Here is a 21233-nt window from a genome sequence, read left to right on the forward strand (position 1 = left end):
GCATTCGCCGCGTCCCGCACACCTCCCAAACGGGGGGAACCACTCAAACCTCCAGCGGCGAGCCGCGTGGAGATTTTCGTGCATCCCTCAGGGCTGGCGCGCCACGCCCTCGCGGCGCGGATCGGCGCCGCCGATCAGGGTGCCGTCCTCCAGCCGCCGCACGATATGGATGCCGGAAATCTCGCCGCGATTGGCATCGAGCGTGAAGCCGAGATCCTGCAGGCCGGCGAGGATGGCCGGGTCCATGCCGGCCTCGATCCGGACGACATCGCCATTGGCGACGACATTGGGCAGATCGATCGCCTGTTGCGGTGTCAAACCCCAATCCAGCATGCCGACCAGGGTCTTGGCGGTGTAACCGATGATCGAGGAGCCGCCCGGCGAGCCGGTGGCGAGGACGAATTGGCCCTCGGCATCGAACACAATGGTCGGCGACATCGAGGAGCGCGGGCGCTTGCCGGCCTCCGGCGCATTGGGGATCATCCGGCCTTCGGCATCGACGGGGATGCGGGAAAAATCGGTCAGCTGATTATTGAGGAAAAAGCCGCCCGCCATGCGGTGGCTGCCGAATGTGCTCTCCACCGTGGTCGTCATCGAGACGACATCGCCATCATTGTCGACGATCACGAAATGGCTGGTGCCCGGCGAATCCGGCGTCGCGTCGAAGCCCGGCACGTGAATGCCCGCAGGGATGCCGGCGGTGACATGCGGCGTGGCTGTGCTGCCGGCAACGAGGCTGGCGCGGTCGCTGATGTAGTCATCGGCCAGCAGGCCCGCGACCGGCACGGTGACGAAATCGGGGTCGGCGATATAGGCGTCGCGATCGGCATAGGCCAGGCGGCTGGCCTCGATGAAGCGGCGCCAGCCCTCCACGCTCTCCGGCCCGGTGGCCGCCATGTCATAGGACTCGAGCAGGCCGAGGATCTCGTTGACCGTCACCCCGCCCGAGGCCGGTGGCGGCATGCCGCACACGGTCCATTGCCGGTAGGGCCGGCAGATCGCCTCGCGCCGCAGCGCCTGGTAGCCGGCCAGATCGCTGGTCGTCAGGCCGCCGGGGCGCGGCTCGTCCTGAACCGCCGTGACAATCGCCTCGGCGAGCGGGCCGGAATAGAGATTATGCCAATCGGCGGCGATGGCGCGGGCGCTCGTCGCATAGGCCGGATTGCGCAGGATGTGGCCAACGGGCAGGGGGCTGCCATCCTCGAGGAAGAAATAGCTGCGCGAGGCCGGCCATTCATCCAGCGGCGTGCGCGGTGCTGTGCCGGCGATCAGCCCGTGCAGGCGCGGCGAGACGGCAAAGCCGTCATCGGCCAGCTCGATGGCGGCGCTGAAGCCGTCGGCCCAGGGCAGTTCTCCGTGATCGCCATGGGCCAGGGCCAGCATCGCCACGGCGCCGGGCGCGCCGACAGAATGGCCCGAGAAGACGGCGTCATAAAAGCTCAGGGGCTGGCCGGTCTCGTCGAGGAAGAGGTCGGGCGAGGCGCTGGCCGGCGCCGTCTCGCGGCCGTCATAAGCGGTGAGTTCGCCGGTTTCGGCGTCGTAATACATCAGGAAGGCGCCGCCCCCGAGGCCGGAGCTTTGCGGCTCTACCAGGCCGAGCACGCTCTGCACCGCGATCGCCGCGTCGATCGCATCGCCGCCGGCGCGCAGGGCCTCGAGCCCGGCTTCCACCGCGTGCGGATTGGCGGCGGCCACCATGGCCTGGCTCACCGGAGCGGGCGCTTGCGGCGTGGCCTCGGGGGCCGTCTCCTGGCCGCAGGCCGCCAGGGTGAGTGTCGATACCAGCGCGCTGGCACACAGCAGAAAACGGATCATGGCACTTGCCCCCTGTCGCAGTCTGGGCACGATAGCGCGAAGCGGCACCAGATGAGAGGCCCCAAATGGCAGTTCCGGGAAAAACCAACACATTGACCGATGTCGCCGGGCTCAGGGTCGGCCAGGCCGAGGATGCCGCCGTGCAGACCGGGGTGAGCGTGATCCTGCCCGATCAGCGCGCCGTCTGTGCCGTCGATGTCCGCGGTGGCGGACCGGGAACGCGTGAGACCGATGCGCTCGCCGCCCACACCCTGGTTGATGCCGTCGACGCGGTGGTGCTCTCGGGCGGTTCTTCCTACGGGCTCGCCGCGGCCGATGGCGTCGCTGCGATGCTGGGTGCCCAGGGGCGCGGCTTTGACCTGATGCCGGCGCCGGGCGTGCCGGTCTCGCCGGTCATCCCCGCGGCCATCCTCTATGACCTCGCCAATGGCGGCGACAAGGCCTGGGGCGAGGATCCGCCCTATCGCCAGCTCGGCAAGGCGGCGCTGGCGGCCGTATCCGGCGAGGTGCGGCTCGGGCGCGCCGGGGCCGGCTATGGTGCCCGCGCCGGATCGCGCATCGGCGGCACGGGTTCAGCCAGCCTGGTCACCGCCGACGGCATCACGGTGGCGGCTTTGGTCTGCGTCAACAGTTTCGGTTCGGTGACCATGCCCGGCAGCGATGTCTACTGGGCCTGGCCGTGGGAGATTGGTGGCGAGTTCGGCGGCGCCCGCCCGGCGCCGGACTGGTCGGCCACGCCGGAAGATTGGGGCGCGGCCAAGATCAATCCCGGCGCCCGCGAGAACACCACCATTGCCATTGTCGCCACCGACGCTGCCCTGAGCCCGGCCCAGGCCCGGCGCCTCGCCATCATGGCCCAGGACGGGCTGTCGCGGGCGATCCGGCCGGTGCACACGCCATTTGACGGCGATGTCGTCTTCGCGCTGTCGACGGCGCAGCGCGACTTGCCGCAACCGGCTGAATTCACCCTGGCACGGCTTGGCTCGCTCGCCGCCGATTGCCTGGCCCGGGCCGTCGCACGCGGTGTCTACGCGGCGTCGGAACAGGCCGCGGCAGAGACGCTCTGAGCGCCTGTGCAAGAGGCCTGCGTTTGCCGGTTCACGGTACTTGCTTTCGCAAAGGCTCGCGGTTAGGTTCCGCGCCTCCTCAGGGCAATAGACCTTGAGGGCATGGCCTGCACCGGTAGCTCAGTTGGATAGAGCACTAGACTACGAATCTAGGGGTCGGGAGTTCGAATCTCTCCCGGTGCACCATTTTCCAGACTTCAGAAGACGGCCTTGCAGGTCAGACGCGTCAGGCCGCAGCGGTTTCGCGCGAATGCCACATGTCGCGGATGGTCTGCGATAGCGAGACCGGCTCGAAGGGCTTCACGATCACACCGAGCGCGCCCATGGCGATATATTCATCCTGCTCATGGACTTGCGCCTTGGCGGTCATGAAGATCGCAGGCAGGTCACGGCCTTCTGGCAGTTCGCGGATGCGCCGCAGCGTTTCCGGGCCATCCATGCCGGGCATCATCACGTCGAGCAGAACCAGTTGCGGCGCGAAGCCGGGCAGGGCATCGAGTGCTTCCTGTCCCGACAGGAAGTGCCGGACCTCGAAGCCGCCGAGATCCTCGAGCACCATCACCGCGACGGTGGCGATCGAGCCGACATCCTCGACATAGAGAATTCTCTTCAGGTCATCGCTCATGGGTCAGGCTGCCTCTTCCTGGCGTGAAGAGACGGGCAGGTCGAGGTGGAACACGGTCCCCTGGCCCTCCTCGGTCTCAAAACTGACCGCGCCGCCGAAGGCTTCGATCAGGGTCTGGGTGATGTTGAGGCCAAGCCCGCTGGAGCCCTCCTGGCGCGTCAGCGAGCTGTCGGCCTGGGCGAAACGTTCAAACACCTTGCTGCGGAAGGCTTCGGGAATGCCCGGGCCATGATCGGCGACAGAGATGCGCACACGATCGCTCTGGCTCATCATGGCCGATACCATAACCTCACCGCCTTGCGGCGAATAGCGGATCGCGTTCGATAACAGGTTGACCAGGGCCTGGTTGAAGCGGTTCTGGTCGAGGCGGACAAGGGTCGCTCCGATGCCGCAACACCGCCGCAGGGTGACACCGCGGGCCTCGGCCATGGAGTCATTTTGCGCCACAATCGTGCCAACGAGGCCGCAGATCTCGACCGCCTCCATGTGGTATTCAATCTTGCCGGCGGCGATTTTCTCGAGATCGAGAATGTCATTGACCAGCGTGGTCAGGCGCTGGCAGCTATTGTGGGCCAGTTCGAGCAATTGCGCGCTCTTGTCGTCGAGACGGCCCTCGGTCTTGATCTTCAGCAGGCCGAGCGCGCCGTGGATCGAGGTCAGCGGTGTGCGCAATTCATGGTTTACGGTCGAGATGAACTCGTCCTTCATGATGTTCACCTGCTTGCGCTCGGTAATGTCGCGCACGATGCCGCAATAGAGCGGCCGATTGTTGAGCAGGATTTCGCTGACCGACAGATCCATCGGAAAGGTCGAACCATCCTTGCGCTGTCCGGTGACTTCGCGGCCGGCACCGATGAGTGAGCGAATGGCGCCCGGCGCGGACAAGTCCGGGGGGAGATCGCTCGCCGGGTCAGCCTGTGGCGGCAGCAGCATGGCGACGCTGCGACCCGTCATCTCGTCGGGCTCATAGCCGAAAATCCGTTCGCAAGCCGGGTTGTAGCTGTCGATATTGCCGAACTCGTCGACCACGATCAGCCCATCGACAACACTGTTGATGATCGAACGGGTCTTGAACTCATTCTCCTGCAGACCCTCGGTCATCAGCTGGAAGGCGCGCGCCAGCTCGCCGATCTCGTCATTGTCCCTGACCGGCAGGTGGATCGGCCGCAAATGGGAGCGGGCACGGGAGATTTCCTGGGTCATCTGGCGCAGGGGCTTGGTCAGCTGGTTGGCGATCAGGGCCGTCACAATGCTGCTGAGCAGGATAAGGACGGCGCCGAGCACCAGGCTTTGGCGCTGGGTCTGCAGCACCGGAGCCATCAATTCGTCGCGCGGCACACTGACGACGATGCCAAGCGAGGCGTGGTCAAACCGGTCGTCGATCGGCAGTTCGATGAAATACTTGACGCTGTCGGCCTCGACCAGGGCCGCTTCGCCGCCGGAGAATTGCAGCCGCGTCAGGAAGGCCGGCGGCGGGCGTGTGTAATTGCTGGCCAGCTCCAGATGGGAGATCGTGCCCTCGGCGGTGTATTCCATATAATCGCCGGCCTGGGTGACGATGAAGGTGTCGGTGCTCAGCTCGATGGTCCGGAAGGTTTCGGCGAGCATGGTCTCGTAATTGGCATTGATGACGATCATGCCGAACAGCTCGCCATCAGGACCGAACACCGGGACAATGCCGCGCACCGTCGGGATCATGGCGGAATCGATCTGGCCGTGTTCGCGGTTATAGGTGACGGGCGAAAAGAACACCCCGCCCGGCGGCAAGGCGGCACCGTGCCGGAAGTAACTCTCGCTGGCCTTTTCCTGCAGGTTTTCAGAGACAACGGTTTCGAACCCGTCAGGGACACGATTGACCCGGACCAGTTCACGGCCATTGTCGGCGATGCCGATATAGCGGATCTGATTATAGGAGGGGTGGGTGCGCATCACCGAGGTGAAGATCGTCGCCAGCCGCTGCTCCCATTGCGCGGTCAGCGAGCCGTCCTCGGGATCGACATCACCGTGCTCACGACTGCGGATAATGCCGCTGATTGGCGGCATCTGCGCGATAATCGTCGCGTCATTGCCCAGATTGCGGAAGGTCTCGCGAAACTGCAGCGCGGCGAGCCGGCTTTCACCGGCCAGGCTCTCGATGGCGGTGTTGAACGAGATTTCCGTGGTGCGCAGATAGGCCAGGCCGCTCATCACCAGGGCTGTGGCGAAGGAGGCGGCACAGGCGAGCAGCGTAATCTTGACCCGCAGGGAGCTGGTGATCCGGCTCGTCCGAGTTAACATCTTCACTCCATGCAATCGCATTAATTGCCGGACGGGACTGCCGGCATCGGGCAAGCTCCATCTTTACCGTCATAGGGCTGGAGGGCGATTAATCCCGGCCTCATATTTAATGCACCGGTGCTCGTCCGCGGGCACCGGGCCGGCAGCTACACCGGCAGTTCGGTGGTGTTCTTGATGGCTTCCATGGCAAAGCTGGCGCTGACATCAGAGAGCGGCGCGATGGCGATCAGCTTCTTGTAGACATCGTCGTAGGCGCGCACATCGGGCAGGCAGAGCTTGATCAGATAGTCGACATCGCCGCTGAGCCGGTAAAATTCCACGACTTCCGGCATGCGCCGCACCCCCTCGGCAAACCGGGTCAGCCATTCGGCGTCATGGCGGCTGGTGCGTACTGTGACGAAGAGGGTGGCGTGCAGGCCCAGCCCCTCGGCATCGAGCAGGCTGACATTGCGGCGGATAATGCCGTGTTCGGCCAGGCGCTTCATGCGCCGGGCGGTTGGTGTCGCGCTGAGGCCGATCGCGTCGGCAATGTCCTGTACGGTCCGGTCAGAATCGACCTGGATCAGCTTCAATATGCGGCGGTCATAGTCGTCCAGCACGTCATTTCCCCTGATTCAGAGTTTGCATCTCTTCATATTGCCTGAATTGGAGGGGAAATGAGTGTTTTAAACTCAGGCGGGGGTGATTTGATGGCGGCCCAGCTTCGAGAGTGCCATCGACATGCCGCCACGCCCTGAAACTCCTGCCGCCCTGTCGCGCCTGCGGGCCGGCATGGTCGGTCGTGACGAAATCCTGTCAACGCCAATTGGCGAGCGCCTGATGGTTTATGCCGATTACACGGCCAGCGGACGTGGCCTGCGCCAAGTGGAGGCGCAGATCGAGCGCCTGACGGGCCTGTATGCCAATCCCCACACCGTCGACAGCGCCACGGGCCGGGCGTCGGGTGAATGGCTGCGCCAGGCCGATGCGATGATCCGGCAGGCGGTGAATGCCGGCCCGCAGGACTGCCTGATCGCCTGCGCGTCCGGCGCGACGGGGGCGATCCACAAACTGCAGGAGATTCTCGGTCTTGCCGTGGCACCGGCCAGCCGGGACCACATTGTGTCCGCGATCGCGACCGGCCTGGGCGCCGATGGCCGCCAGCTTGTCGAGGACGCGCTCGCCGCGACCCGGCCGGTGGTTTTCGTCGGCCCCTATGAACACCATTCCAACGAGCTGAGCTGGCGTGAAAGCCTGGGCGAGGTCGTGGCGATCGGTCTTGATGCCGATGGCGGGATCGATCTGGTTGAGCTCGAGGCGCAATTGCGCGATCCGCGTTTTCTCGGGCGGCGCCGGATCGGGGCCTTCTCGGCAGCGTCCAACGTCACCGGGGTGCGCAGCGATGTCATCGCCCTGGCCCGCCTGCTCCACGCCCATGATGCCATCCTGTGCCTCGATTGCGCGGCCAGTGCGCCCTATCTGCCGATCGACATGCATCCGGAAGGCCTGTCCGATGCCGCGATTGATGCGGTCTATTTCTCGCCGCACAAATTCATCGGCGGACCGGGGGGCTGCGGCATTCTTGTCTTTGACCAAGCGCTCTACCGGCGCGATCTGCCGCCAACCCAGAGCGCCGGCGGCACCGTGCGCTATGTGACCAAGAGCGGGCATGATTTTATCGAGGACATCGAGGCGCGCGAACGTGCCGGCACGCCGGGCGTGCCGCAGATTGTCCGCGCAGCCCTGGCATTGCAGGCGCAGCGCGAAGTCGGGCATGAGACGATTGCCCGCCTTGAGCACGCAGCGCTCGAGCGGGCGATGTCCCGCTGGAGCGCGAATTCGCGAATCGACATTCTCGGTCCCGCCGATCCGGCGCGCCGGATCGGGATCGTGTCGTTCAACATTGTCCAGCCGAACGGGGAGATTCTGCACCCGCGTCTGGTGACGACGCTGTTGAATGACCTGTTCGGTATCCAGTCACGCGCCGGCTGTTCCTGCGCCGGACCCTATGGTCACGAGCTGCTCGGGATCACGCCGGAACAGTCCGAGGCCATTCGCAACGCGGTATTGCAGGGACAGGCCGGATTGCGGCCGGGCTGGTGCCGGGTCAGCCTGCACTGGGTGATGGAGGCCGAGGAGATCGAATTCCTCATCCGCGCGGTCGAGTTCATCGCCGCCCATTCTGACCGGCTGGCAGGCTTGTATGCCTATGACAGTGCCAGTGGACGCTGGAGCTGGCGCGGTGAGAATCCGGCGCCGGCAACCGGCCTGCCCGATCAGTTGCTTGACGCGGGACCGGTGGCAGCGGCGCATGTCCCGACGGATCGCGATGCCTGGTTCGCGGCAGCTTTCCGCGCTGCCGAAGCATTGGTCGAGGTCAAGCCGGCCCTGGTGTGAGCCGGCGGCTGATCAAACGCCCGCAGTGCGCAACAGGGCGTCGATCTCGTCACGCTGCGCGGCAGTGGCCGGCGCGCCGCGCGGATAGAGCGGGGTGGGCCAGTCGCGGTCATTGATGCGATGCCCGTCCCAGCGCTCGGTGGATGCGATGAAATGCTGCGCCATTTCGCGGCCACCGGTTTCCAGGCAGCCCAGCAGGCAGGTGTCGATATAGGATTGCGGGATCGGGTGATCGCTGTCGGCATGCAGCTGTTCGCGATTGACCACGATCCAAAGCCGGGCGTCGCCGAGCTCAAGGGTGTCGGGGTTCAGCAGGCTCACGGTTTCCGGCGCCACCGGCACGAAGTCATAGCCGCGCTCGCGATGCCGGATCTCATCAGTGACCCGGGTCGGCACCAGGGCGGCGCTGAGCACCGATGTCGATGCCGGCCGGACGCCGAGATAGGTGGCGGCTTCGTCGCCATAGCGCGTCGTCCAGCCGCGTTGCCAGCCGGCGGCCATCACCGGGATGATCGGCGCGTGCAGGCCGGAATAGGTCTGGCGGCTGTAGGCATTGAGCAGGCTGCCATAGCCGACGATGTATTCAGCAGTGTCCATGGGAGGGAGCATAAACGGAAACGGCGCGGGATGTCCCGCGCCGTCCGTATTCAATCATGGCCTTCCGGCCGGTATGCCACCGCCTAGTTGCGGCGTGCCGTGGAACGGCTGGAATAGGAGGCTTGCGCCACCGGCATTTCCTCGGAATAGGTCTGATCGCCTGCAGGCATATCAGTCCCGTAGAGATAGGTGCTGGTGCCGGGAGCCGGCGGCTGGTTCGCCGCGACAGCCGGGATATTGCTGCTCATTGGCGGATTATGGCCAGGCAGATCGATATCGTCGCAATCCATCAGGCGCCATTCCCAGCGCTCTTCGGAACGCATGGTGTAGCGGGTCACCGAACCGGTCTCGGCCGGAATGACATGGCTGTCGACCCGGGCGGGCTGGTCGACGACCTGGATGGAATAGGTGTCATAGCGCGGGTCGATCGGAATTTCCTCGACGCTCGCGGCCTGGACCAGGACTTCGCGGGTGATCGTGGAGAATTCAGCCGGGTGGTTGATCTCGTTGATCTCGGCTGGCGTGACGATGACATTGCGGGTCACGGTCTGATACTCGCCGGCTTCTTCGACCAGGCACCAGATTTCGCCGGTTTCCGAATCATAGCGGGTCATCGAGGCACCAGGCTCATAGCCGCGGCGCCAGACCTGGCGGGGCTCACGGACCATGATGGTCTCGGTCACCGTATCGTGCACGGCTGGACGCACAACATATTCCGAATAGGCCGGGCGAACCTGAACCGTTTCGGTGACGGTGTTATAGACCGGCTCATGGACGATGTAGCGCACACCGGCCTCACGCGAGACGTATTCGCGGACCTCGTCGCGCAAACGCGGCGGAGCCACGTCATAACGCTCATAGGAATCCTGGGTGACCACCTGTTCCGTGAAGGCGTCGTATTGCGGTTCGATGCGCACTCGCGCATAGCACTCACCGCTCGTGGCGCTGGATGGCGGATCCGGCGGAAACCACTCGGCATCGCCCGCGAAGGCCGCCGACGAAGCCAGAATCGCCAGTGCGCTTCCGGTGATCAAAAACTTGCTTTGCATGTTGCATCCCCCCTTCAGGACGACGCCCCGCGACGACCGCAGGGCACTCCAATTACCGGAGACGTTAACGCACTTCCTTGGTGGCGTTAAGGAAATTTAAGCAATTATTTCAAGATTCACCGGGCAGGGGAATGTCCTGCCGGAGACTCGCCTTGGAAGGGGCGCCGGTCAGCCTCCCGCGACACTGCGCAGGATCTGGCCGGTCAACCATGCGCCCCAAGTCCCGGTGATATAGCCGACGACTGCGAGCAGGACACCCACCGGTGCCAGCGACGGGTGGAAGGCCGAGGCGACGACCGGGGCCGAGGCTGCGCCGCCGATATTGGCCTGGCTGCCCACCGCCAGGAAGAAGACCGGCGCCTTGATCAGGAATGCCATCAGGATCAGCAGGGTGGCATGGACGGCGATCCAGATCGCCCCGATCACGAAGAATTCCGGATTTCGGGCGATGGCGGTGATGTCCATATTCATGCCGATGGTGGCGACGAGAACATAGATGAAGACCGAGCCGACCTTCATCGAGCCGGCGCCGCTCATCTTGCGGGCCGGGGAGAAGGACAGGCCGACCCCGATCGTGGTGGCAACGATAATCAACCAGAAGAAACCGGAATGCAGGCTGTAGCGTTCCAGTTCCGGGTAGTGTTCCAGGAACCAGGGTGCGAGGAAATCGGATGCCAGATGGGCGATCGCGACGGCCCCGAAGCCGATCGCGGCGATATAGATCAGGTCGCGCAATTCTGGAATGCGCGCGTGTTCGGCTTCATAGGCCTCGGCCTTGACGCGCAGATGGTCAACGGCGCGCGCATCGGCACCGAGGCGGCGGTCGATCGCGCTTGCCTGGCTGGCCGCGATCAGCAACAGCGCCATCCAGACATTGGCGACAATGACATCAACCGCAATCCAGGCCGAGAAGATCTCGTCGCCGACATCGAAGATTTCGTACATCGCTGCCTGGTTGGCGCCGCCGCCGATCCAGCTGCCGGCCACGGTGGTCATGCCGCGCCAGACGGCTTCCGGCCCGTCAACGCCGATCAGGTCGGGCAGGAAGGTGCTGGCGATCATCAGCGCAATTGGTCCGCCGATGATGACGCCGAGGGTTCCGGTCAGGAACATGATCAGGGCCTTGGGCCCGAGCCGCAGCGTGGCGGGCAGGTCGGCCGACATCGCCAGCAGGACCAGGGCGGCCGGCAGGAGATAGCGCGAGGCCATGAAGTAGAGCCGCGACTGGTCCGGGTCGACGATGTTGAAAGTGTTCAGAAGCGAGGGCAGGAAATAGCACAGCAGGAGCGGCGGGAAGATCTGGTAGAAGCGCTTGAAGACCGGTCCGCCCGAAGTCGAGGTCCAGAAGACGACCCCCAGAATAACGGCCAGCAGGCCCAGGACGACGGCATCATTGCTGATCAGCGGTGCGATTTCGGTTTCCATGCATTCCCCCGTTTGAGGCGCCGATAAGACGGTGCCCCGGCGCACTTCGCAAGCCCCCAATGCAAAACGGCCCGGCGCAGGGCCGGGCCGTTTCATCAACGCTCCGTGAGCCTACCAGACCGAGACGCGTTCCTCGGGCGGCAGGTAGAGCTCATTGTCTTCGGTGACACCGAAGGCTTCGTACCAGACATCCATATTCCGCACGACGCCGTTGGTGCGATATTGCGACGGGCTGTGCGGATCGGTGGTCAGCCGCGAGACGAGGCTGTCCTCGGTGTAGAGGCGGCGCCACACCTGGGCCCATGCCATGAAGAAGCGCTGATCGCCGGTAAAGCCGTCAATCACCGGTGCTTCACCGCCATGTTCGTCGAGATACATGTGGTAGGCGCGATAGGCCATCGAGAGCCCGCCGATATCGCCGATATTCTCGCCCAGCGTCAGGCGGCCATTCACATGCATGCCTTCAACCGGAGAGAACTCTTCGTACTGGGCAACGATCTGGTCGGTACGGGCATCGAACTGCTCGCGCGAGAACTCCGTCCACCAGTTGCGCAGCAGGCCATCACCATCGGACTGGCTGCCCTGGTCATCGAAGCCATGGCCCATTTCATGCCCGATCACGGCACCGATGCCGCCAAAATTGACCGCCGGGTCGGCATTGGGGTCGAAGAAGGGCCCCTGCAGGATGGCCGCCGGGAAGACGATCTCGTTCGCGGTCGAGGAATAATAGGCATTCACCGTTTGTGGCGACATGCCCCATTCCCAGTCGCGGATCGGCCCATTCAGACGGGCGCGGCTGTCGGCGCGGTACCAGGCCGAGATGCGTTCCGAATTGCCAAACAGGTCATCCGGGCGGATCTCGATCGAGGAAAAATCCGGCCACTGATCGGGATAGGCGATCTTCGGGGTGAATTTGGCGAGCTTGTCGAGCGCTTCGGCCCGGGTCTCGTCATCCATCCATTCCAGCGTCTCGATCCGCTCGCCCAGGGCGCGGCGCAGATAGGCGACGAGGTCTTCCATCTGGGCCTTGTTCTCGGCCGGGAAATGACGCTCGACATAGATGCGGCCAATGGCCTGGCCGAGCGGTCGGTTGACATACTGGATCCCGCGGCGATCCCGGGCGCGCGGCTCGTCCGTGCCCGAAAGCGTGCGGCTCCAGAAGTCGAAGCTGCGCTCGTAGAATGCTTCGTCGAGCTCATTGCTGTTTGAGCTCATATAGTGAAGCATCAGATAGTCCTGCCACGTCTCCACCGGGATTTCCCCGAACAGGGCGGCGAGCGACTGGACCGCGGTATTCTGTGACACGACGACATGATCCTGGTCACCAAAGTCCAGCGCCGTCATGAAACGCGTCCAGTCAAAGCCGGGGGCGTAGGCTTCCAGCTCCGCGACGGTCATCGGATTATAACTGGCCACCCGGTTGCGGCTCTCGGCGCGGGTCCAGTGGATGTCGGCGATCGCGGTCTCCAGCTCGAGCACGGCCTGGGCCCGCTCGGCGCCGTTCTCTTCGCCGATCATGCCCAGCACGTCGGCCATGTAGTCGACATAGGCTGTGCGGTAGCCGGCGAAGCGTTCATCATCACGCAGATAATAGTCGCGATCCGGCATGCCCAGACCGGACTGGCGGATATAGACGACATAGGTGTCGGGGTTTCCGGCATCGCGGCCAACACCGGCCCCGAACAGCGAGGCAAAGCCGCTGGCGCCGAACAGGTCGATGATGTCGTCATGGCTCTGCGCTGCGGCGATCCGGTCGAGGCCGGGCCGGGCCGGGCTGAGGCCGAGTTCATTGAGGCGGTCGGTATTCATGTAGCTGGCGTAGAGATCGCCGACCTGTTGCTCGACCGAGCCGGCCGGGTTCTCCGTCGCGGATACGTCGGCAATGATCGTGTCGATCCGCTCTTCCGCGCTCAGGGCGAGCTCGGAGAAGGAGCCGAAATTCGAGAAGCCGGGCGGGATCTCGGTGGTGTCGAGCCAGCCCTCATTCACGTAGCGGAAGAAGTCGTCGCCCGGGGCGACGGTCTCGCTTATGTGCCGGGTTTCGATACCCCAGTCGCCGAGGGCCGGCGTGGCCGTCTCGACGGCAGCGGTATTGACGTCAGCGGCGTCGTCGGCGGGCGGTTCCGCGGCTGGATTGCAGGCCGCGAGCAGGACGAGGCAGGCGCTGCCAAGAAGTAATTTTTTCACGGGATATGTCTCCGTCTTGATCGAAATTGATTGGGGGCAAGACTAGGGCGCGATGGCCGGGACGCAAGTGCCGTGCGGGTATTCAACCGGGGCGTCGCCGTCGCGTGGGCGCAAAAAAGGCGGTCCGGCATGGGCCGGACCGCCTGGCTTGTCATCCGGTCCGCTTACCAGATCGAAACCCGCTCTTCCGGTGGCAGGTAGAGTTCATGGTCCTCGGTGATGCCGAAGGCGTCATACCAGGCGTCGATATTGCGCACGACGCCATTGACCCGGTATTGCGCCGGGCTGTGCGGGTCGGTGCGCAGACGCGAGACCAGGCTGTCCTCGGTCTGCTTGGAACGCCAGACCTGGGCCCAGGACATGAAGAAGCGTTGATCGCCGGTCAGGCCGTCGAGCACCGGGGCTTCACCGCCACCATGATCGGCAAGATAGGCATGGTAGGCCTGGTAGGCGATGGAGAGGCCGCCGAGATCGCCGATATTCTCGCCGAGCGTCAGCTGCCCATTCACATGCTCGCCCTCGATCGGGGAGAAGGCGTCATACTGGGCGACCAGCGCACCGGTCCGCTCCTGGAAGTGCTCGCGGGAGAAGTCAGTCCACCAGTTGCGCAGCACGCCATCGCCGTCCTGTTCAGCACCCTGATCGTCGAAGCCATGGCCCATTTCATGGCCGATGACACCGCCGATGGCGGCGAAATTGACTGCCGGGTCGGCAAAGGGATCGAAGAAGGGGGCCTGCAGGATGGCGGCCGGGAAGACGATCTCATTGCTGTCCGGATTGTAGTAGGCATTGACCGTCTGCGGGCTCATATACCACATCCAGTCACGCTTGGATTCGTTCAGCTGGGCGCGTTGATCGGCCCAGTTCCAGGCGCTGATCGCGCGGACATTGCCGATCAGGTCGTCGCCGCTGATCTCGATCGTCGAGTAGTCGCGCCAGACGTCCGGATAGCCGATCTTGGGCAGGAAGCTTTCCAGCTTGTCCTGGGCTTCGGCACGGGTGGCGTCATCCATCCATTCCAGTGTCGTGATGCGCGCTGCGAAGGCGGCCCGCAGATATTCGACCAGCTCTTCCATCTGCGCCTTGTATTCCGGCGGGAAGTGACGCTCCACATAGACTTGGCCGATGTTTTCACCAAAGCGCCCATTGACGAACTGGATCGCCCGCAGATCGCGTGGGCGCTGCTCGTCCACGCCGTTCAGGGTGCGGGAATAGAAATCAAAGCTCGCCTCGTCGAAGCGGGCCGGCAGCTGGCCGGTCTGGTTGTCGACGAAATGGAAGGCGAGATAGGAGGCCAGCACTTCGACCGGTGTCTCGGCAAACAGCTGGGCGCTGGCCTGGACGGCGGTGTCGGTGTTGACGACGACCTCATTGATATCGGCGATGCCGAGGGCTTCCAGGAAGGGCGCCCAATCGAAGCCCGGCGCATAGTCTTCCAGCTCGGCCAGGGTCATCAGATGGTAGTTCGGGACAGACTCGCGGGCCAGTTCGGCGGGCCACTGCACCTGGGCGAGGGCGGTCTCCAGTGCCATGATATCGGCGGCACGTCCCTCTGCATTGTCGACGCCGGCCATGGTCAGGATATTGGCGATGTAGGCGACATAGGCGGCGCGATAGGCGACATAGCGTTCGCCCTCATCGAGATAATAATCCCGGTTCGGCAGGCCGAGCCCGCCTTGCGAGACATGGGTGAGATAGCGTTCCGGATTGCCGGAATCCTGGCTGACATAGATCCCGATCATCGAGTGGTGCACGGGCAGGCCGAACCAGCGGGCGATGTCGGCATGGGTGCTGGAGGCGAGCACGGCGTCGAGCTCCTCCTGGATCGGCGTCAGGCCGAGGGCCTCGATCCGGTCGGTGTCCATATAGCTGCGATAGAGATCGCCGATCTGCTGCTCCGGTGTGCCGGCTGCGGACGTGGAGGCTGCGGCCTCAGCGATGATCTCATTCACGCGCTCTTCCGAGGTGAGATAGAGGTCAAGGAAGGCTCCGGAGGAGCGGAAACCGGCCGGGATTTCGGCGGTGTCGAGCCAGCCCTGATTGACATAGGTGAAGAAGTCGTCGCCCGGATTGACGGTTTCGCTGACATAACCGGTCTCGATACCCCATTCGCCCAGCGCCGCTTCGCCGGTGATCGCCGTCGTGTCCACGGCCGGTGTTTCCACAGCCGGTGTATCAACAGCTGCGGTGTCGACGGCAGGCGCCTCGGCGGCCGGGTTACAAGCGGCAAGCATGGCAAGGCAGGCACCGCTGAGCAGATACTTTTTCATACTTCAATTCCCTAAAAAATGGCGTTAACCGCCGATCCTAAAGGGCGCGTGGCAGGAAGCAACTGACGGTTCTGTTAAGTTTCACGCGGCGCATGATGGCAAAACGGCCCGGATTGCTCCGGGCCGCTCTGTTGTGGGTCTGTCTGTGGTGCGCGTCGGGCGCCTTACCAGATCGAGACGCGCTCTTCTGGTGGCAGGTAGAGCGCATCGCCTTCCTGGATGTCGAAGGCGGCGTACCAGGCATCGAGATTGCGGACGATGCCATTGGTCCGGTATTGCGACGGGCTGTGCGGATCGGTGGTCAGACGTGCGACCAGATTGTCCTCACGATACAGGCGGCGCCAGACCTGGGCCCAGGCGAGGAAGAAGCGCTGATCGCCGGTATAGCCGTCGATCACCGGCGCTTCGCCGCCGCAGCAGGAATCCAGATACTGGTGATAGGCGGTGTAGGCCATCTGCATGCCGCCGAGATCGCCGATATTCTCACCCATAGTGAAAGTACCGTTGACGGTCATCCCTTCGATCGGGGAATAGGTGTCGTACTGCGCGCCAAGGCGGGCAGCGCGGTCCTCAAACCCGGCATTGGTCTCGGCCGACCACCAGTCGCGGATCGAACCGTCATAATCGAAACGGCGGCCCTGATCGTCGAAGCCGTGACCAATCTCGTGCCCGATCACCGCACCGATGGCGCCGTAATTGATGGCCGCATCGGCATTGGGATCGAAGAAGGGCGGCTGCAGGATGCCGGCCGGGAAGGTGATCTGGTTCATCAGCGGATTGTAGGACGCATTGATGGTTTGCGGCGGGTAGGGCCACTGGTTGCGGTCAACGGGTTCGGCGAGGTCGGCAACCTGCTCATTCCAGTTGAAGGCATTGATGCGCATCGCATTGCCGAACAGGTCATCCGGCGCGATTTCCAGCGCCGAATAGTCCCGCCACTCATCGGGATAGCCGATGCGCGGTTCGAAGGTCGACAGCTTGCGCAGGGCATTGGCGCGGGTAGCCTCGTCCATCCATTCCAGACGGCTGAGACGTCCTTCAAACGCGGTCACCAGATTGGCGACCAGCTCTTCCATCGCCGCCTTGGACGAAGGCGGGAAATGCCGGTCGACATAGATCTGGCCGACGGCTTCGCCCAGCTGGCCACCGACCAGGTTGACGCCGCGGCGATCGCGCGGCCGTTGTTCCTCGGTGCCATTGAGTGTGCGACCGTAGAAATCGAAATTGGCCCGGTCGAAGGCCGAGGACAGATTGCCGGCATTGTTCTGCAGGAAATGGAAGGTCATATAATCCTGCCAGACATTGACCGGTGTCTCCTCGAAGATCCGGGCCGTTGCCTCGATCGCGCTCGGCTGGGCAACCAGATAGGTCGCAACCCCGTCGAGGCCCATCCGGGTCATGCCACTGGCGAAATCGAGTTGTGGCGCGAGCGCCGCAAGCTGGTCGAGCGGCATCGGATTGTAGATTTCCGAGATATTGCGCGAGCGCTCCTGGGTCCAGTGAACCTCGGCAAGCTGCGTCTCGAGCGCCATGATACCCGCAGCACGGCTGGCGCTATCCTCGATACCGGCCAGATCGAGCATGCGGGCGATGAAGGCCGTATAGGCCTCACGATAGCGGGCGTAGTTCTCATTCTCGAGATCGACGTAATAGTCACGGTCGGGAAGGCCCAGCCCGCCCTGGCCGACATAGACCGTATGGCGGGTCGTGTCGGCGGGATCGGGGATGATGCCGATATCGAGCGGGGCCGGCTGCCCGACGGTCGCAAACAGGTTGAGAATTGCTTCCGGGGTATCCGCGGCCGCGATCGCGTCGAGATAGGGTTGTGCAGGGGTCAGGCCGAGCGTCTCGATGGTTTCGGTATCCATCCAGCTGCCATAGAGGTCGCCGACTTTCTGCTCGATCGTCCCGGCGGCGGGATGCGCGGCAGCCAGTTCGAGAATGATCTCCTGGACCTGCTCTTCCGCTTCCAGCGCCAGCTCGGTGAACATGCCGAAATTGGACAGGTCCGAGGGGATCTGGGTCGTTTCGAGCCAATGGCCGTTGGCGAAACGGTAAAAGTCATCACCGGGCGCATAGGCGAGGTCCATGCCGGTCTGGTCAAAGCCCCAGTCGCCGATCTGTGCGGGTGCCTCGATCGCGCTATTGGCCGTCAGTTCCGTCGTGTCGCCGGACAGTCCGGCCTGGCCGCAGGCAGCGAGGAGGGCGAAGGCCGCCGAACTCAGCAAAAGTTTCTTCATGGAATTATCCCCTGTGCGATTGGATGTATCTGGGCAGGCCCCGCGCAAATTACAGCGCGGGGCCTGGATTGGCTACTCCGCCGGGGAGTGATCGAGATGACCCGGCATTTCGCCATGGGCGAAATCGGTGTCGGTATAGTCTCCACCCAGAGCGGGCTGTGGCTCGCCGGTCCAGAGCCGCCGGAAGAACCGCGCGATATCGACACCGATGGCGTAGAGCGACGGGACGAACAGCAAGGTCAGGAACAGCGCAAACAGAACCGCGAAGCCCAGTGCAACGACCATCGGCTTGAGGAATTGCGCCTGGGTCGAACGCGCCGCGATCATTGGCAGGATGCCGAGGAAGGTGGTGACCGAGGTCAGCAGGATCGGCCGGAAACGCTGGACGCCGGCATCGACGAGGGCCTGGAATGCGCCCACCCCATTGGCCCGCAATCGGTTGACGAAGTCCATCAGGACCAGGTTGTCATTGATGACGACGCCCGCCGCTGCGCCGACCCCGAAATAGGAGAAGAGGGCGATCGGCATATCGAACATCAGGTGGCCGAAAATGGCTCCCGTCAGCGCGAAGGGGATGGCGACCATGATCAGGATCGGCTGGGCATAGCTGCGGAAGGCAACCGCCAGCAGGATGTACATCGACACCAGGGCCACGCCGAACAGGCCGATCAATTCCTGCATGAACTCGCGTTCGCCTTCGGACTGGCCGATCTCGTCGCGGCTGATGCCGTGGAAACGCTCTTCCCAGCCGGACCAGAATTCCGCCTCGAGGCTCTGGTTGATATCGCCGCGCGCCGACGGGTCCGAGAGCTCGGCATTGACCGTCACGGTGCGCATGCCATTGCGGCGGTTGATCCGGTTCAGCCCCGGCGCAAAGGTCACATCGGCGACCGCCGACAGTGGCACTTCATGGCCGTCACTGGTGCGGATGCGCAGATCACGCAGCGTATCCAGTGAACGTCTCGCATCACGATCGAGGCGAACCATGACCCGCACATCCTGGCCGTCACGTGGCAGGCGCTGGACTTCCTCGCCATAGAAAGCCTGACGGACCTGGCGCGTCACATCGCTGAGTGTCAGGCCGAGTGCCCGGGCATCGGGACGCAGGGTGAACTGGAGCTCCTCGGTCGAGGTTTGCAGCGAGTCGACGACATCATAGAGCGTGTCATAGCTGCGCAGCTGGGCTTTCAGGTCGTCGGCGGCCGCACGCAGCACGTCGAGGTCCTGGTGGGAGATTGCGAAGGTGATGGAACTGCCGCCATCATTCATCGTTGAATCCAGGGTGACTTCCTCGGCATCCGGGATCGGTCCAAGGAATTCGCGGATTTTCAGGGCGACGTCCGCGGTCGGCAGCAGGCCGGGGCGGAATTCCGGGTCGGCGATCGTGATCCAGGCGCGGATACGGCCGTCGGTGGCGAGAGTCGAGCGACTTTCGATCATGTCGACTTCGCCAGGGAACTGCTCACGGTAATAGTGCAGGGCCTCGTCCTGGGCGTTGTCGAGCTGTTCGCGAACCTGCTCGGTCCGGCTCCAGGGCGCACCTTCGGCCAGCTGGATATTTACCTGGATGGTTTCATTCTCGATCTGCGGCATGAAGACGGAGCCGACACGGTTGGTCATCATCAGCACGATAGAGATCGCGAAAATCCCCATAAATGTGATCAGCGTCGCATAGCGGTTGCGGATCGCGAACTTGACCGCGGGGCGATAAGCGCTGCGGGCAAACCAGACCATGGTCTCGGCGATGGCGCGTTGAACCTTGATCAGCGGGCCGAAAAAGCCCGTGGTCTTCTGGGGTTTCATATGGGCCAGGTGGGCCGGCAGGATCAGCAGCGATTCAATCAGCGAGAAGGCCAGGGACGCGATCACCACGAGTGAAATCTGCTTGGTGAACTGCACCGTAGGCCCGGTGATGAGCATGAAGGGCATGAACATCATCACCGTGGTGATGACCGCGAATATGACCGGCTTGATCACCATCTGGGTGCCGATGATGGATGCGGTCAGCCCGCTCTCTCCACGTTCGACACGGTCGTGAATATTCTCGCCGACAACAATGGCATCATCGACCACGATCCCGATAACCAGCAGGAAGGCGAACAGCGACAGCATGTTCAGCGTGACGCCGAGCATCGGCAAAAGCATGAAGGCGCCGCCGAAGGCGACAAAAATGCCGGCCGTCACCCAGAACGCGACGAGGGGACGCAGGAAGAGGAAGAGAACGATCAGGACCAGAAAGCCACCGAACAGCGCCGAGTTCAGGATCGTCGCCATCCGGGCTTCATACATCTCCGAATTGTCCCACCACAGCGAGAGGCTGACACCATCGGGCAATTCAAGCTGCTTGCGTTCGATATAGCCGCGCACGCTGGCCGAGACGTCGACAACATCAATATTCGGCGTCGTCAGCACGACGATCAGCGCCATCGGCTCGCCATTATAGGTGGCTGCCAGATTGGCATCGACGAAACCGTCATCGACCCGCGCGACATCGCCGACACGGACGGTGCCGCCGGCCGAGGTCTGGCGGATGATGAGGTTTTCGAACTCCGAACGCGTGTCGGCCAGCTGCCGCGACGTAAGACTCAGTTCGCCCAGTTCGGTGCGAACGCTGCCGGCAGAAGCATTCAGCGAGCTGGCGCGAATGGCGCGCACGATCTCGTCGAAGCTGAGATTATAGCGTTGCAGGTCGTCTTCCGCGAGCTCGATCGAGACTTCCTCGCCGAGCACGGCCCATGTATTGACCAGGGATGATCCTGGCAGCTGGGCCACTTCATCACGGATCTCACGCGCAATATGCTGCAGGTCGCGGCGGTCGATGAAACCATGCACGGCAAAGCCGATGACCTGGTCCTGGGCGCGCCACGGGTTCACAACGGGGCGGTAGGCCGATTGCGGCAGATTGTTCACCGAGTCGACTTCGAGTTTGATGTTGTCAATGAACTCGCCGACATCAACAGAGGGCAGGCCCTCGACATTGATAAATCCATTGCCCTCGCGAGCGGTCGACGTGATGGTGTCGACGCCATCGAGATCGGCCAGGGCCTCCTCGATCCGGACAATCAGCTGTTCCTCGACTTCCTGCGGCGATGCGCCGGGCCAGGCGACCGAGACGGTGGCGCCATTGACGGCGATCGTCGGAAACACTTCCCGGTTCAGCTGGAAATACCCGAAAATCCCGCCCAGCAGGGCAACGATCATCAAGAGGTTGGCGGCGACTGAGTTCCGGGCCCACCAGCCGACAATACCGCGGGGAGCCTCATCATGTGTTGTGTTCGGGTCGGTCATGGCCGTCTCCTGATCGC

The 21233-nt window shown here is 63.6% G+C and carries 13 protein-coding genes and 1 tRNA gene; 3 read left to right on the forward strand and 11 right to left on the reverse strand.

Features of this window, described 5'->3' with window-relative positions:
* Nucleotides 1-87: 87 nt before the first annotated feature.
* Nucleotides 88-1815: a gamma-glutamyltransferase gene (locus ACN0YL_RS14095; protein WP_417498408.1), complete on the reverse strand. Its 1728-nt coding sequence runs from the start codon at nucleotides 1813-1815 to the stop codon at nucleotides 88-90.
* A gap of 65 nt (nucleotides 1816-1880) precedes the next feature.
* On the opposite strand from ACN0YL_RS14095, the gene ACN0YL_RS14100 reads away from it, so the two are divergent.
* Both ACN0YL_RS14100 and ACN0YL_RS14105 read left to right on the forward strand, forming a co-directional pair.
* On the forward strand, nucleotides 1881-2882 hold the full coding sequence (locus tag ACN0YL_RS14100; RefSeq protein WP_417498409.1) for a P1 family peptidase: 1002 nt from the start codon (nucleotides 1881-1883) through the stop codon (nucleotides 2880-2882).
* A gap of 109 nt (nucleotides 2883-2991) precedes the next feature.
* Nucleotides 2992-3068, forward strand: a tRNA-Arg gene (locus ACN0YL_RS14105).
* 40 nt (nucleotides 3069-3108) lie between these two features.
* Here ACN0YL_RS14105 and ACN0YL_RS14110 read toward each other — a convergent pair.
* The 3 genes from ACN0YL_RS14110 to ACN0YL_RS14120 all read right to left on the reverse strand — a co-directional run bounded on the left by ACN0YL_RS14110 (nucleotide 3109) and on the right by ACN0YL_RS14120 (nucleotide 6380).
* Entirely contained in the window at nucleotides 3109-3507 is a 399-nt protein-coding gene (locus ACN0YL_RS14110; protein ID WP_417492254.1) for a response regulator, read from the reverse strand.
* A 3-nt stretch (nucleotides 3508-3510) separates the two neighbouring features.
* Complete coding sequence (locus tag ACN0YL_RS14115; RefSeq protein ID WP_417498410.1) at nucleotides 3511-5784, reverse strand: ATP-binding protein; 2274 nt, start codon at nucleotides 5782-5784, stop codon at nucleotides 3511-3513.
* A gap of 146 nt (nucleotides 5785-5930) precedes the next feature.
* Entirely contained in the window at nucleotides 5931-6380 is a 450-nt protein-coding gene (locus ACN0YL_RS14120) for an Lrp/AsnC family transcriptional regulator (RefSeq protein WP_417498426.1), read from the reverse strand.
* A 124-nt stretch (nucleotides 6381-6504) separates the two neighbouring features.
* On the opposite strand from ACN0YL_RS14120, the gene ACN0YL_RS14125 reads away from it, so the two are divergent.
* Entirely contained in the window at nucleotides 6505-8160 is a 1656-nt protein-coding gene (locus ACN0YL_RS14125) for an aminotransferase class V-fold PLP-dependent enzyme (RefSeq protein ID WP_417498411.1), read from the forward strand.
* Between the two features lie 12 nt (nucleotides 8161-8172).
* Here ACN0YL_RS14125 and ACN0YL_RS14130 read toward each other — a convergent pair whose 3' ends face one another.
* From ACN0YL_RS14130 to ACN0YL_RS14160, 7 genes are all read right to left on the reverse strand, one after another.
* Nucleotides 8173-8757 (reverse strand): gamma-glutamylcyclotransferase, encoded by a 585-nt coding sequence (locus ACN0YL_RS14130; RefSeq protein WP_417498412.1) that lies wholly within the window; start codon nucleotides 8755-8757, stop codon nucleotides 8173-8175.
* A gap of 83 nt (nucleotides 8758-8840) precedes the next feature.
* Entirely contained in the window at nucleotides 8841-9806 is a 966-nt protein-coding gene (locus tag ACN0YL_RS14135; RefSeq protein ID WP_417498413.1) for a hypothetical protein, read from the reverse strand.
* A gap of 168 nt (nucleotides 9807-9974) precedes the next feature.
* Nucleotides 9975-11231: a DUF819 domain-containing protein gene (locus ACN0YL_RS14140; protein ID WP_417471335.1), complete on the reverse strand. Its 1257-nt coding sequence runs from the start codon at nucleotides 11229-11231 to the stop codon at nucleotides 9975-9977.
* A gap of 111 nt (nucleotides 11232-11342) precedes the next feature.
* Nucleotides 11343-13418 carry a M13 family metallopeptidase gene (locus tag ACN0YL_RS14145; protein ID WP_417498414.1) on the reverse strand — a complete coding sequence of 692 codons (2076 nt, stop codon included), beginning with the start codon at nucleotides 13416-13418 and terminating at the stop codon, nucleotides 11343-11345.
* 164 nt (nucleotides 13419-13582) lie between these two features.
* Entirely contained in the window at nucleotides 13583-15688 is a 2106-nt protein-coding gene (locus tag ACN0YL_RS14150; RefSeq protein WP_417471339.1) for a M13 family metallopeptidase, read from the reverse strand.
* Nucleotides 15689-15852: 164 nt separating this feature from the next.
* Nucleotides 15853-17928 carry a M13 family metallopeptidase gene (locus tag ACN0YL_RS14155; protein ID WP_417498415.1) on the reverse strand — a complete coding sequence of 692 codons (2076 nt, stop codon included), beginning with the start codon at nucleotides 17926-17928 and terminating at the stop codon, nucleotides 15853-15855.
* A gap of 72 nt (nucleotides 17929-18000) precedes the next feature.
* The gene (locus ACN0YL_RS14160) at nucleotides 18001-21216 is read right to left on the reverse strand and encodes an efflux RND transporter permease subunit (protein ID WP_417471342.1); all 3216 of its coding nucleotides are present in this window, start codon (nucleotides 21214-21216) and stop codon (nucleotides 18001-18003) included.
* Nucleotides 21217-21233: the final 17 nt, after the last annotated feature.

It is taken from the genome of Maricaulis sp. (assembly GCF_048269565.1).
GTDB lineage: Bacteria > Pseudomonadota > Alphaproteobacteria > Caulobacterales > Maricaulaceae > Maricaulis.